General features: G+C 48.3%; 11 protein-coding genes. 9 read left to right on the forward strand and 2 right to left on the reverse strand.

Going from position 1 to position 13,092, the window contains the following annotated elements:
• Positions 1-26: 26 nt before the first annotated feature.
• The 7 genes from DW915_RS07155 (at position 27) to DW915_RS07185 (ending at position 6,309) form a co-directional block, all read left to right on the forward strand.
• The gene (locus DW915_RS07155) at positions 27-1,511 is read left to right on the forward strand and encodes a C69 family dipeptidase (RefSeq protein ID WP_118741854.1); all 1,485 of its coding nucleotides are present in this window, start codon (positions 27-29) and stop codon (positions 1,509-1,511) included.
• 343 nt (positions 1,512-1,854) lie between these two features.
• Positions 1,855-2,004, forward strand: coding sequence for a 50S ribosomal protein L33 (rpmG, locus tag DW915_RS07160; protein WP_055219257.1), 150 nt, complete (start codon positions 1,855-1,857; stop codon positions 2,002-2,004).
• Between the two features lie 21 nt (positions 2,005-2,025).
• On the forward strand, positions 2,026-2,226 hold the full coding sequence (gene secE / locus DW915_RS07165; RefSeq protein ID WP_022463243.1) for a preprotein translocase subunit SecE: 201 nt from the start codon (positions 2,026-2,028) through the stop codon (positions 2,224-2,226).
• Positions 2,227-2,242: 16 nt separating this feature from the next.
• Entirely contained in the window at positions 2,243-2,764 is a 522-nt protein-coding gene (gene nusG / locus DW915_RS07170; RefSeq protein WP_022463244.1) for a transcription termination/antitermination protein NusG, read from the forward strand.
• A 72-nt stretch (positions 2,765-2,836) separates the two neighbouring features.
• Positions 2,837-3,262, forward strand: coding sequence for a 50S ribosomal protein L11 (rplK, locus tag DW915_RS07175; RefSeq protein ID WP_022463245.1), 426 nt, complete (start codon positions 2,837-2,839; stop codon positions 3,260-3,262).
• A gap of 79 nt (positions 3,263-3,341) precedes the next feature.
• Positions 3,342-4,034 (forward strand): 50S ribosomal protein L1, encoded by a 693-nt coding sequence (gene rplA / locus DW915_RS07180; RefSeq protein WP_022463246.1) that lies wholly within the window; start codon positions 3,342-3,344, stop codon positions 4,032-4,034.
• A gap of 274 nt (positions 4,035-4,308) precedes the next feature.
• The gene (locus DW915_RS07185; protein WP_118741855.1) at positions 4,309-6,309 is read left to right on the forward strand and encodes a glycoside hydrolase family 31 protein; all 2,001 of its coding nucleotides are present in this window, start codon (positions 4,309-4,311) and stop codon (positions 6,307-6,309) included.
• A 303-nt stretch (positions 6,310-6,612) separates the two neighbouring features.
• Here DW915_RS07185 and DW915_RS07190 read toward each other — a convergent pair whose 3' ends face one another.
• On the reverse strand, positions 6,613-7,533 hold the full coding sequence (locus DW915_RS07190; protein ID WP_117761719.1) for an aldo/keto reductase: 921 nt from the start codon (positions 7,531-7,533) through the stop codon (positions 6,613-6,615).
• Between the two features lie 351 nt (positions 7,534-7,884).
• Between DW915_RS07190 and DW915_RS07195 the strand changes: the two genes are divergently transcribed.
• A complete protein-coding gene (locus tag DW915_RS07195; protein ID WP_117805061.1) occupies positions 7,885-8,658 on the forward strand; it encodes an SGNH/GDSL hydrolase family protein in 774 nt (257 codons plus the stop codon).
• A gap of 206 nt (positions 8,659-8,864) precedes the next feature.
• Here the strand turns inward: DW915_RS07195 and DW915_RS07200 are convergent, their stop codons facing one another.
• The gene (locus DW915_RS07200; protein ID WP_117509909.1) at positions 8,865-9,524 is read right to left on the reverse strand and encodes a TetR/AcrR family transcriptional regulator; all 660 of its coding nucleotides are present in this window, start codon (positions 9,522-9,524) and stop codon (positions 8,865-8,867) included.
• 350 nt (positions 9,525-9,874) lie between these two features.
• Here DW915_RS07200 and DW915_RS07205 point away from each other — a divergent pair, with 350 nt between their 5' ends.
• Positions 9,875-12,973 (forward strand): hypothetical protein, encoded by a 3,099-nt coding sequence (locus DW915_RS07205; protein WP_118741856.1) that lies wholly within the window; start codon positions 9,875-9,877, stop codon positions 12,971-12,973.
• Positions 12,974-13,092: the final 119 nt, after the last annotated feature.

The following is a 13,092-nucleotide window of genomic DNA, read 5'->3' on the forward strand; positions in this document are numbered from 1 at the left end:
AAGACAGCAAAAGGAGGGCTATAGCTATGCCTTGTACAACCATTTTAGTTGGAAAGAAAGCATCGTATGACGGTTCCACCATGATCGCGCGAAACGACGATTCTGGTGCAGGCCATTATACATCGAAAAAATTTGTAGTGATTCACCCGGAGGATCAGCCGAGAACCTATAAAACCGAGATTTCTCATCTGACCATTGAGCTTCCGGACAATCCGATGCGGTACACTGCAGTGCCAAACGCAGAAAAAGGCGAGGGTGTCTGGGCGGCAAGCGGCGTGAATGCAGCGCAGGTCGGCATGACTGCGACCGAGACAATCACATCGAATCCGCGTGTGCTGGGTGCTGATCCGCTTGTCGTTTATCAGCCGGCGGAAGACGGAAAAGAAGAGGTTCCGGGCGGAATCGGCGAGGAGGACCTCGTTTATATTGTTCTTCCTTATATTAAAAGCGCCAGAGAAGGTGTCAAAAGACTTGGCAGCCTGCTGGAGCAGTACGGTACATACGAGATGAACGGCATTGCATTTCAGGACCACGATGAGATCTGGTGGCTGGAGACGATCGGCGGCCATCACTGGATGGCAGTGAAAGTGCCGGATGACCATTATGTGGCCATGCCGAACCAGCTTGGCATCGACCATTTTGATCTGGAGGATGCACTCGGCGAACAGAAGGAATATATGTGCTCAGCAGACTTGAAAGAATTTATTGAAACATATCATCTGGATCTTTCTATGGATGGAAATTTTAATCCGCGCGATGCCTTCGGAAGCCACGATGATTCCGATCACGTTTACAATACACCGCGTGCCTGGTTCATGGAGCGCTGTCTGAACCCGCACACGAAAAAATGGGACGGACCGGATGCCGATTACACACCGGTATCCGACGATATTCCGTGGATGATGGTTCCGGAGAAGAAGATCACCGTAGAGGATGTGAAATACGTACTGTCCTCCCACTATCAGGGAACACCGTACGACCCGTATGCCGCATACGGCGATAAATCGTGGAAGGGAGCATATCGCTCCATCGGTGTCAACCGGACCGATTTCCTTTCTGTCATCCAGATGCGCCCGGATCACAAAGGAGACAACGGCATTTTGCAGTGGATTGCATTTGCGTCAAATACATTCAATGTGCTGGTTCCGTTCTACACCGATGTGACGACAACACCGGAGTATCTTTCCAACACAACGGGAGAGGTTTCCACAGATAACTTCTACTGGGCAAGCCGCATGGTGGCAGCAATGGCAGATGCATCCTATAAGTCTTCTATCTTTCACATTGAGCGGTATCAGGAAAAGGTGATGGCAAAAGGCCATGCACTGATCCACCAATACGATGCGCTACTTGCAGGGGAGACAGACGAAACAAAACAGACACAATTGAGAGAAGAAGCAAACAACAAAATCGCTGAAATGCTGAAAAAAGAGACGGGTGCAACACTGCACAAGGTACTCTTTGAACTCAGCAACCAGATGAAAAACGCGTATTCCAGATCGGATGCGTAAGGCTTTTTCAGGGAAAGAATAAGAGAATGGTTCTGCGCGCAGGAAAAATTGCGCGCAGAATCATTTCCTGTCCGGAATCGTCTCGAACAAACAGGGTGTTACAGTTCGCCGGACACCGGTGAACGATACGATCCTGATAAAAAATCTCAGCGTACTTTGGTGAATTTTGTTGACAACAGGCAGTTCCTGTGCTACAATAAACCAGCGACATGGAAGAAGGTCTTTTTTTTATGCCTGAAATTGCTGAAGTACGAGCAGCAAAAACAGGGCAGAAATGAAGAGACCGCCGCTGATCCGCAAGGATCACAAGCGATAACGCAAATACACAGTGGAGGTGGAAGTCGTGCGCGTAAAAATCACATTGGCATGTACTGAATGCAAACAGCGTAATTACAACATGACAAAAGAGAAAAAGAACCATCCTGAGAGAATGGAGACAAAGAAGTACTGCAGATTCTGCAAAAAGCACACAATGCACAAAGAAACCAAATAATCTTTGGTAAGAGGTGATCCAATGGCAGAAACTGAAAAAAAAGCATCCAAAAAGAGCTGGTTCAAGGGCTTGAAAGCAGAGTTCAGAAAAATCATCTGGGTTGACAACAAAACGCTGGGCAAGCAGACCGTTGCAGTCGTAGCGATCTCTGCAGTAACCTGCGGGTTAATCACCCTGGTTGACAGCGCTGTAATCGAGTTCGTCAATTTATTGATCAAATAAGGATAAAGGTGTCAGAATGTCAGAAGTAAACTGGTATGTAGTCCACACCTATTCGGGCTATGAAAACAAAGTAAAAGCCAATATTGAGAAAACAATTGAGAACCGTCATCTTGAGGATCAGATTTTGGAAGTACGTGTTCCTATGGAAGAAGTTGTTGAAGTCAAGAACGGAACCAAGAAACAGGTACTCCGGAAATTGTTTCCGGGCTACGTTCTGATCAACATGATCATGAACGACGATACCTGGTATGTTGTCCGCAATACCAGAGGTGTTACGGGCTTCGTCGGACCGGGATCCAAGCCGGTACCGCTTACGGATGAGGAAATGGTGAACCTTGGAATCACCGGTGGTGAGGAAAAGGTTGAGCTTGACCTTGAAGTTGGCGATGCAGTCGTTGTAACAGGCGGCGCATGGAAGGATACAACCGGACTGATTCAGAGTATCAACGATACAAAACAGATGGTTACCATCAATGTTGAGCTGTTCGGCCGCGAAACGCCGGTAGAAATAAGTTTCGCAGAAGTCAAGAAGATGTAAGAAATGCCCCAGGGGCGTTTCGTGGGAGGGAAATTCCCGCAATTACCACATTTATTTAGGAGGTGCCGTAAAATGGCAAAGAAAGTTACAGGATATATCAAATTACAGATTCCTGCTGGTAAAGCAACACCAGCACCACCGGTTGGACCTGCACTTGGACAGCACGGAGTAAACATCGTACAGTTTACCAAAGAGTTCAACGCAAGAACAGCAGATAAGGGAGACCTGATCATCCCTGTAGTTATCACTGTATATGCAGACAGAAGTTTCAGCTTCATAACCAAAACTCCTCCGGCAGCAGTTCTGCTTAAGAAAGCCTGCAACCTGAAATCTGGTTCCGGCGTTCCGAACAAAACGAAAGTTGCTACTATCTCTAAGGACAAAGTTCGTGAGATCGCAGAGATGAAGATGCCAGACCTGAATGCAGCAACTGTTGAGGCAGCTATGAGCATGATCGCAGGTACCGCAAGAAGTATGGGTATCGTTGTAGAGGACTAATTTAGAAGAAGAGTTTACATCTTCTCGTATTGACGTGGGAGGGAGATTCCCGCAACTACCACCAGGAGGTTATTAGACAATGAAACATGGTAAGAAATATTTAGAGGCTGCAAAAGCAGTTGATCGTAGCATTCAGTACGATCCGGCAGATGCTATTTCCACAGTTAAGAAATTAGCTACTGCTAAATTTGACGAGACAATCGAAGTTCACATCAAAACTGGTTGTGACGGACGTCACGCAGACCAGCAGATCCGTGGAGCAGTTGTTCTGCCGCACGGTACCGGAAAACAGGTTCGTGTACTTGTTTTCGCTAAAGGCGCAAAAGCTGATGAGGCTGTTGCAGCAGGTGCAGAGTTCGTTGGAGCTGAGGAGCTGATCCCGAGAATCCAGAACGATGGCTGGTTTGATTACGACGTTGTTGTTGCTACACCAGATATGATGGGTGTTGTTGGTCGTCTGGGCCGTGTACTTGGACCGAAAGGTTTAATGCCAAACCCGAAGGCTGGTACCGTAACTATGGATGTTACCAAAGCCGTTAAAGAGATCAAAGCAGGTAAGATTGAGTATCGTCTTGACAAAACAAACATTATCCACGTGCCAATCGGAAAAGCTTCTTTTACTGAGGAGCAGTTAAGCGACAACTTCCAGACGCTGATCGGTGCAATCAACAAAGCAAAACCGGCTACTCTGAAGGGACAGTACCTGAAGAGCGTTACTCTGGCTCCTACTATGGGACCTGGAGTTAAGGTTAATACTTTGAAGCTTGCATAATAAATGAAATACTGAGAACCCCCGGGGCTGTAATGGCTCCGGGGGTTCTTTGCGTTGAAAAACGGACGCAGGGGAAAGGCGAATTCCGATTCCTTAAGAAAGAGCTTTATTTCAATGGGAAATAATTGAAAAAGATCAAAATAGTGTTAGAACATGAAAATTAAGATCAAGTATTCTGCCGGAAATGTTAGTATAATGCTAAGTAGAAAGCAAACGAAAAGAGCAGAGCCCATGCATGCGTTTGGAACGGCGGGTTCTGGAAAGGGAGGTTTTTATGCAGTATTTTGAGAAACAGGGAAATGCGCTGATTTTCCGGCAGGATGGGGAGACGGTCCGGGTGGAGCCGTGGCAGAAGGACAGTCTTCGGGTGAGAGGTACGCTTCTTTCGGAGATAGAAGAGGGAAGCATTGCACTGCTTGATCCGGAACCGGTGGAAGCGGAAATTGAGCTGGTGGATGAACTGAAAGCGACGATCAAAAACGGTAAAATCCAGGCGGTTCTCGAGCTTCAGCCGTGGGGACAGAAGCTTCGGATTACGTTCTTGAATCAGAAGGGCGAGGTGCTGCTCTCTGAGATTGCGAACGGCGGAGCGCTCTGCCTGCGCGCACACGATTACCGTGCATTAAAGGGCGGCGCTTATCAGCTAAAAGTATCCTTCGATTCCAACCCGGATGAGAAGATTTACGGTATGGGACAGTATCAGCAGGAGCGAATGAACCTGAAGGGATGCAACCTGGAACTGGCGCACCGCAATTCGCAGGCGAGCATTCCGTTTTATGTATCGAGCCTTGGCTACGGCTTCCTGTGGCACAATGCAGCAGTCGGTGAGGTTCATTTCGGAACAAACACAACGGAATGGCTGGCACGCACCACAAAGCAGCTCGACTACTGGGTAACCGCAGGTGATACCCCGGCGGAAATTGAAGAGCACTTTGCAGATGCCATTGGTAAAGTTCCGATGATGCCGGAGTACGGCCTTGGCTTCTGGCAGTGCAAACTGCGCTACTACAATCAGGAGCAGGTACTGAATGTGGCACGCGAGTACAAAAAACGCGGCATTCCGCTGGATGTCTTTGTCATCGACTATTATCACTGGCCAAGATGCGGTGATTATCGTTTTGATGAAGAATATTTCCCGGATCCGAAAGCAATGATCGACGAGCTGCATGAGATGGGCATCGAGACGATGGTTTCCATCTGGCCGCAGATCGACTGGAGAAGCGAGAATTACGAAGAAATGAAACAGCAGGGACTCCTTGTGAAGAGCAACGCAGGTGTTGATGTACAGATGCTGTTCCATGGAAATAATGTCTTCCTGGATGCAACAAATCCGAGAACAAGAAAGTATGTATGGGAGAAAGTAAAGAAAAATTATGCAGATCTCGGCATCCACACCTTCTGGCTGGATGAGGCAGAGCCGGAGTTTTCAACCTATGAGTACGAGTGCTACCGCTACGCCGCAGGCCCGGTGGAAGAGATCGGAAATATTTATCCAAGAGAGTATTCCCGTATGTTCTACGAGGGCCAGAAAGAGAGCGGCCAGGAGGATATTGTCAACCTCGTCCGCTGCGCATGGCTCGGAAGCCAGAAATACGGAGCCCTTGTGTGGTCCGGCGATATTTTCTCAACCTACGAGGATTTCCGCAAACAGATCTGTGCAGGTCTTCATATGGGACTTTGCGGTATTCCGTGGTGGACGACTGATATCGGTGGATTCCACGGCGGTGTGACCGAAGATCCGGACTTTCAGGAGCTGCTTGTGCGCTGGTTCCAGTTTGGCACCTTCTGCCCGGTTATGCGTATTCACGGAAACCGGGGACCAAGAGAAGAGATCATCAACAAGGCTGGCGAAGTGCGTGAGGGAACCGGAGCTGACAACGAGGTATGGAGCTTCGGAGAGAAAAATTATGAAATCCTGACAAAATTCATCGGTGTCCGCGAAAAAATGCGCGATTACACGAGAAGCCTGATGGCAGAAGCACACGAAAAAGGAACACCGGTCATGAGAACGATGTTCTATGAGTTCCCGGAAGATGCAGCATGCTGGGACATCTCCGATGCTTACATGTTCGGCTCCGACATCCTTGTAGCACCGATTGTCCGGGCAAAAGCAACGAGCCGTACCGTTTATCTGCCGGCCGGTGCGTCCTGGACGCTGGCAAATACCGGTGATGTTTATGAGGGCGGAAAAGCCTACGAAATCGAGGCGCCGATCGAAACACTGCCGATCTTCCTGCGCAACGGAAAACAGGGATATCTGGTGGGAGAGATCTGATTTAACCGAATCAAGTAAGTCACCTGCTTCGAGTACGAAAAGTAATAAGCAGTGGTTGGGGACTTGCCTGTATCAGGAGGAATGCAAGCTTCTTCTGATAAACTGCGGAGCAGTTATTTGGTTATGGGCAGGCAGCCAATGCGGATTGCAGATAGCTGCATGAAAAAAGAAAAGGAAAAGGGAAAAGCATTCCAGAAGATCGATAAGATCCAAAGGAATGCTTTTCCGATGTTATAAATCAATCACGGATCCGAAAAGGGGATTTTAGCCTTGTTCCGCATATGGGCAGGCGGACAGAAAAACTTACGGAAGCGGATGGCCTGCCGCCAGATACAGCTCATACCATTCTTCCCGCGTCAGCGTAATAGCACATGCCGCGATAATCTCTTTCAGGCGGTTTTCGCTTGCCGTACCTGTGACAAGCTGCATATTTGCCGGGTGGCGCAGAATCCACGCTGCCGCAATCGTGGTATCACTGACGCTGTATTTTTCGGCCAGTGCACGGATTTTCCGGTTCAGTTCCGGGTACTCGTCGCTTCCAAGAAAACATCCTTTCCATGATGGCATCTGGAACGGAGACCATGCCTGCAGGGTAATATCGTGCAGACGGCAGTAATCGAGCAGACTGCCATCGTGGTCAACCGAACCCGGTGTTTCCATGTTCACTTCCATGCCATTTGCAACAAGGTTGGAAACCGGAATGCTGAACTGTACCTGATTGGCAACGAGTGGCTGGCGGACATATTTCTGCAGCAGTGCAATCTGCATCGGCTTGTGGTTGGAAACACCGAAATGGCGGACCTTTCCGCTCTCAAACAGAACATCAAAGGCGGCAGCTACATCTTCTGGTTCTACGAGCGCATCCGGCCGGTGGAGCAGCAAAAGATCGAGGTAATCCGTCTGCAGACGTTTTAAAATACCATCGACAGATTCCAGGATGTGGTCTTTCGACAGATCATAGAAGCCCTGGCGGATGCCGCATTTGGACTGGAGAAAAATATCCTCCCGTTTCAGGGACGGATCGCCGGAAAATGCCTCACCGAACACAGTCTCGCTCATGCCGCCGCCGTAGATATCCGCGTGATCAAAGAAATATGCGCCCTGCTCCAGAGCGGAGTGGATAAAATGATTCATCTCGTCCTTCGATTTTTCGGAAAGCCGCATGCATCCGACTGCAATGGAAGGAACTTTTCGCAGGTGATTGCCTAAAATTGTTTCTTTCATAGTAGAATTTTCTCCTTTGCAATGCTTCTGTATTCGCAGAGGTTTTCGTAAAGCAGGCGTGGAAGGACTCTGGAAGTACAGAAAGAATAGTAATTACGTTGCTTTTAATATATCATTTAAGTGCACTTGAAAGTCAATGGTTTTTGAGGGAAAGAGAATAAAAAAATCGCCGGAATCGATCAGAATTCGACCAGAACACAGAAAATCCGTATTTTGTTAACAAAATCGGAACAAAATCGACAACAAAGTTTACTTGCATTTTCAGAAAAATGATGTAAGATAGGGGTATTCGAAAAAAAGATCCGACAGGATCTGTGAAGTGGTATTGAATCAGATAATGGAGGTTTTGCGATGGATGCAAAAATAATAGCCGGAATCCTGGCCGCGGGAGGCGCAGCCTTAGCTGTCGGCGGCATATATAGCATGAATAAGAAAACAGGTTATTTTAAAAAGGGAAATTCCGTCCGATACGATGTTTCCCGTATTCCGTTTAAAAAAACAAGTCCGTTAAAAGGAAAAACAGTTGTATTTTTGGGATCCTCCGTGACGAAGGGCTTTGCTGCCCACAACAATTCGTTTGCGGAGTACATAGCGAAGAAAGACAGCTGTACCTGCATCAAAGAAGCGGTCAACGGAACCACGCTGATTGATAATGGTGAGGATTCCTACATCGAGCGTATGCGCGACAAGCTTGATCCAAAGCAACAGGTGGATCTTTTTATCTGCCAGCTGTCCACGAACGATGCAACACGCAACAGCCCGCTCGGTGAAATTTCGGAATCCTGCGATCTGGAGAGCTTCGATGTCGAAACTGTCTGCGGCGCGATTGAGTATATCATTGCATATGCAAAAGAAACGTGGCATTGCCCGGTGATGTTCTATACGAATCCACAGTATGATTCCGAGCCGTACGCGAAGATGGTAGAGGCGCTTCTGAAAATTCAGGAAAAATGGCAGATCGGTGTGATCGATTTCTGGAATGACGAACGAATCAACCGTGTTTCCCCGGAAAAACGAAAACTGTATCTTCAGGATCCGATTCATCCGATGAAGGCCGGCTATGCCGAGTGGCTGGTGCCTGTGATGGAACAGCGGATTGGTGAGTATCTGGAACAGCAGGTATAGGCAAAGAGAAAAATAAAAAATACTTTCGTGGTTTCTTTTGAAAAGATTCCGCGAAAGTATTTTTTGATTTACAGGAAACTTCGTTGAATTTTCCTGTAAATTAAAAAAGCCCTCCGGGCAGGATCGCACTGCGGCGGAGTGGAATTATGTCGCCAAAGCGACCCGCCGCAGGCGGAGAATCCTGCCGTAGCAGGATTCTTTCTTTTCTACGAGAACAGTGAGGCGGGATCCGCGCCTGCATTTTCCGCGTTTTTTCGTTTCTTACGGATCCGGAACTGTTTGAAAATGCCACAGATGGCAGCGTAAAGCTCCGGTTTTAGTTCTTCAAGCGGAACCGGCTGCTGGTACAGGATAGCGTTGTAGCTTGTACCGCTTACAAGCTCCAGAATCATATAGAACATCAGCTCCGGTGAACGATACGTATATGCTGCATGAGAGAGCAGAGATTCATAGATAGTGTAGATGGCCGGCGTGTCGGCAAACGGAGCAAAGGTAAGAGAATTTTTGAAGAATCCCCAGCTCAGATGCTTGGAAATAAGCGTCACGAGGCTGTGGTTGGCGGCAAACTGGTCGAGGATATTGTCGGTGATAAAAAGCACCTGCTCTTCAAAATCATGGATATCCGGGTGGCGCAGCAGATCTGAGTAGGCGGCCTGAAATACCTGACTCGCCTTATGTGCAATCAGATGATTCCGAATATCGTACTTATCTTTGAAATAAAGATAGAAGGTACCTTTTGCAACGCCGGCGTTATTCACGATATCCGAAATGGATGTTTTACTGAAGCCGTTGTTGATAAAAAGTGAGAAAGCAGAGTCCAGAAGGGACTCACGTTTCATTTGTTTGTTGTTGTCAATTTTTCCCACAGAGAGTCTCCTTTCCTGAAAAATATCACATCATGTGTCATTTACTTAACTACAATTATAGTTAGAATACATGGAAACTGTCAAAGGGAAAATGACTAATTTTCTCATTTTTGTGACTATGCACGAAGAAAAAAATGACCGATCGTCAATTTTGTGCAGTATTTAATGTTGACTAAGAGTCATTTTTGCGTTATAACATTAGATGATTGAAAGGCATAGGAAAAACATCCTCGATCTGAGGGAAACAGTATCCCGCAGTATCTTACTCCGAGCGGGTTTTACTTCTCTTATGATCCTGGATTTCATCATAAAAAACCATTATAAAAACCACAGAAAGGAAGTTTATCACAATGAATAGAAACAGAAAACTGAGAAAACAGATGATGTCTGGTCTTGCTGTTGGTATGGCTGCTGTTATGGGAGCTGCTCCGGTTTATGCAGCGACAGGAGAGGACGCAGCGGTTTCCAAAGAAGAAACCGTATATGTAAATGCAAATGCAGACGGATCGGAAGATCAGATTACCGTATCCAACTGGCTGAAGAACGCAGGAACGGAAAAGAACCTGCAAGATGAGAGTGAACTGAAGGACATCAAAAACGTAAAGGGCGACGAGGAGTTCACCCAGAGCGGAAACAAGCTGACCTGGCAGACAGACGGCGAGGATATCTATTATCAGGGAACAACCACAAAAGAGCCTCCGGTTTCCGTGAAGTTCACCTATTATCTAGACGGCAAGGAAATCAAACCGGATGACCTGGCCGGAAAGAGCGGAAAACTGAAAATCAAAGTTGACTATACAAACAACACAAAGACAACGGTTGACATCAATGGCAAGAAAGAGACGATGTACACCCCATTCGTCCTGATGACCGGAATGATTCTTCCGCAGGATACTTTCTCCAATGTCAAGATCGACAATGGTAAAGTCATTTCCGATGGAAGCAGAAACATCGTAATCGGATTTGGTATGCCGGGCCTGCAGGAAAGCCTGGGATTAAATTCCGATTCCCTTGAAGATCTGGTATCCGGTGACAGCGATTTCGAACTGCCGGAAAGCCTGGAGATCACTGCAGATGTGGAGAACTTCTCTCTGGATTCTACCTTCACCGTTGCACTTGACGATGTTCTCGACACCATCAATACCGACAACATCACCGGATACGATGATCTGAAGGATGCACTGAGTGATCTTGAGGATGCTGCAATGGAACTGGTTGACGGTTCCAAGGCACTCTCCGATGGTGTGGATACTTTAAAAGACAGCTACAAAGAGCTGGATGACGGTATCGGAACGTTAAAAGACGGCGCTGACGAGCTGAACAGCGGAGCCGGCACACTGGCAGGCGGAGCCGGCACACTGGCAAGCGGAGCATCGACTCTGGCAAACGGAACTTCTACTCTGAACAGCGGAGCTTCTACCTTAAACAGCGGAGCAGCTACCCTGTCCAACGGAGCATCCACCTTAAGCAGCGGAGCTTCTTCCCTGGCAAGCGGCGTAAACTCCTACACCGAGGGCGCTGATACCCTGAATAAAGCAATCCAGACGTATCTTGGAAAGAACGGTGTGCTGACTGGAAGCGTAACCGAGTATGTAAACGGTGTGAATAAAGTCGTTGCAGGCGTAAAACAGTATACCGACGGAACAACACAGCTGTCCGACGGCGTTGCTTCTTATGTAGCAGGCGAGAAACAGCTTGCAGCAGGCGCTGAGCAGCTTCAGCCTCTGGCAGACGGCCTGACCGAGGTAAACAGTGCAATCGCAACACTGAACGCGGCACTCGACGGAAAAGATGAGAATGATATTTTAGCAGGAGCAAAACAACTCTCCGAAGGACTGACCAGTTTGAACGAGCAGCTGCAGAGCACCGATGTACAGAGCCTTCTGACGATGGTAGACGGTATGACCAGCACCGGTTCTACCCTGATCTCCGAGACCGAGGCACTCTCCGAGGTTCTGAACACCACAATCGCAGGATCTGTCAACAGCATGATGACAAACGGCAACGAGCTGATGAGCCAGATGGATACGCTGTCCAAAGGACTTGAGAGCTACTTAAGCGGTCTGGAGGCACAGATCACGAATCAGGCAACGCAGATGGGAACCCAGATGGCAGCACAGGTTCAGGCATGGGCAGACGGAGCAGCAGCACAGCTGAACCAGGAAGCAACAGCAGCAGCACAGAGCGCAGCTGATACAGCAGCAAGCCAGGCATCCGCCGATGCAGCAAAACAGGCAAATGATCAGCTCTCTGCAGCAGCAGCTACACTGGATGCACAGATTTCCGCAGCTAAGAGCGCTGGAAATACAGAGCTTGCCGATTCCTTAAGTAAAGCAAGAAACCAGATCGGAAGTGTCAGCGTTTCCGCTTCCGCCGGAACCGTTTCGGTTACTCCGGTTACAGCTCCGCAGATTACCCTTCCGGAACTGAACTTCGAAATCGAGCGCCCGGATCTCTCCGGTCTTGCAGCAATGCAGCAGAAGATGAGCGACATCAAGAGCCAGTACAGTGATCTGCAGAAGACGGTTGCAGCTCTGATGCCGCAGCTTGAGACCATGAAGAAACAGATGCAGACCATCACCGATAATAAAGCAGTTGTTGAGCAGAATCTTGGTGCAATGCAGAAACTGACCGCAGGTGTGGCACAGCTTGATGCAGGCGGAAGCACTCTGTACAAGGGCATCGATACTCTGTCCGCAGGTGTGAGCCAGCTGTACAGCAGCACAAATGAGAGTTTTGCAAAAGCAACAGCAGGCATCAATGCATTGAACGCAGGATTTACTCAGCTGAGTGCTTACAATGATACGCTGCTTTCCGGCGCAAGCCAGCTGAAAGCAAATGCACCGGCTCTGGTTGAGGGCGTTACGACTCTGCAGGGCGGCACGACACAGCTGACCGCAGGTCTTGGACAGCTGGGAAGCCAGTTAAGCGATGGATCTGCAAAACTTTCTGCAAACAGCGGAAGCTTAAGAAGCGGTGCTTCTCAGGTAGCAAGCGGAGCATCCCAGCTGGCAAGCGGAGCCTCCACACTGGCAAATGGAACTTCTTCCCTGGCAAGCGGAGCTTCTGAACTGAACAGCGGAGCATCTACGCTGGCAAGCGGAGCATCTACGCTGGCGAGCGGAGCTTCTACACTGGCAAATGGAACTTCTTCTCTGGCAAGCGGAGCTTCTGATCTGAAATCGGGAAGCAGCAAGGTTGTTGATGGTATTGACGAGCTGTCCGATGGGGCGAAAGAACTGGCTGACGGTACGAAGAAGTTTGAAGAAGAGGGTACCAGCAAGCTGAAGAGTACCTTTGAGGATGATCTGGGAGATGTACTGGATCGGATTCAGGCGCTGAATTCGGATAAATGTGCTTATACTTCTTACAGTGGTAAGGCAAATGGAATGGATGGAAGCGTGAAATTTATTATCGAGACTGCAGCAATTGAAGCTGCGGAAGAGTAATGTGATTCCACGGTAGATTGTGAGGCCGCCTGCGGTCGGGATATTTTCCCCGACCGCAGGCGGCATTTACGTTAGGTGGGGTGCAAAAAGACAAAAAATAAGAACAGCCCGCGGATATG

Source organism: Blautia sp. AM42-2, assembly GCF_003480245.1.
Lineage (GTDB): Bacteria > Bacillota > Clostridia > Lachnospirales > Lachnospiraceae > Fusicatenibacter > Fusicatenibacter saccharivorans.

What these genes read in the sequence shown, in the direction of transcription:
- DW915_RS07155 (WP_118741854.1), top strand. Translation starts at nt 27, where the DNA reads ATGCCTTGTACAACCATTTTAGTTGGAAAGAAAGCATCGTATGACGGT.
- secE (WP_022463243.1), top strand. Translation starts at nt 2,026, where the DNA reads ATGGCAGAAACTGAAAAAAAAGCATCCAAAAAGAGCTGGTTCAAGGGC.
- nusG (WP_022463244.1), top strand. Translation starts at nt 2,243, where the DNA reads ATGTCAGAAGTAAACTGGTATGTAGTCCACACCTATTCGGGCTATGAA.
- rplK (WP_022463245.1), top strand. Translation starts at nt 2,837, where the DNA reads ATGGCAAAGAAAGTTACAGGATATATCAAATTACAGATTCCTGCTGGT.
- rplA (WP_022463246.1), top strand. Translation starts at nt 3,342, where the DNA reads ATGAAACATGGTAAGAAATATTTAGAGGCTGCAAAAGCAGTTGATCGT.
- DW915_RS07185 (WP_118741855.1), top strand. Translation starts at nt 4,309, where the DNA reads ATGCAGTATTTTGAGAAACAGGGAAATGCGCTGATTTTCCGGCAGGAT.
- DW915_RS07190 (WP_117761719.1), bottom strand. Translation starts at nt 7,533, where the DNA reads ATGAAAGAAACAATTTTAGGCAATCACCTGCGAAAAGTTCCTTCCATT.
- DW915_RS07195 (WP_117805061.1), top strand. Translation starts at nt 7,885, where the DNA reads ATGGATGCAAAAATAATAGCCGGAATCCTGGCCGCGGGAGGCGCAGCC.
- DW915_RS07205 (WP_118741856.1), top strand. Translation starts at nt 9,875, where the DNA reads ATGAATAGAAACAGAAAACTGAGAAAACAGATGATGTCTGGTCTTGCT.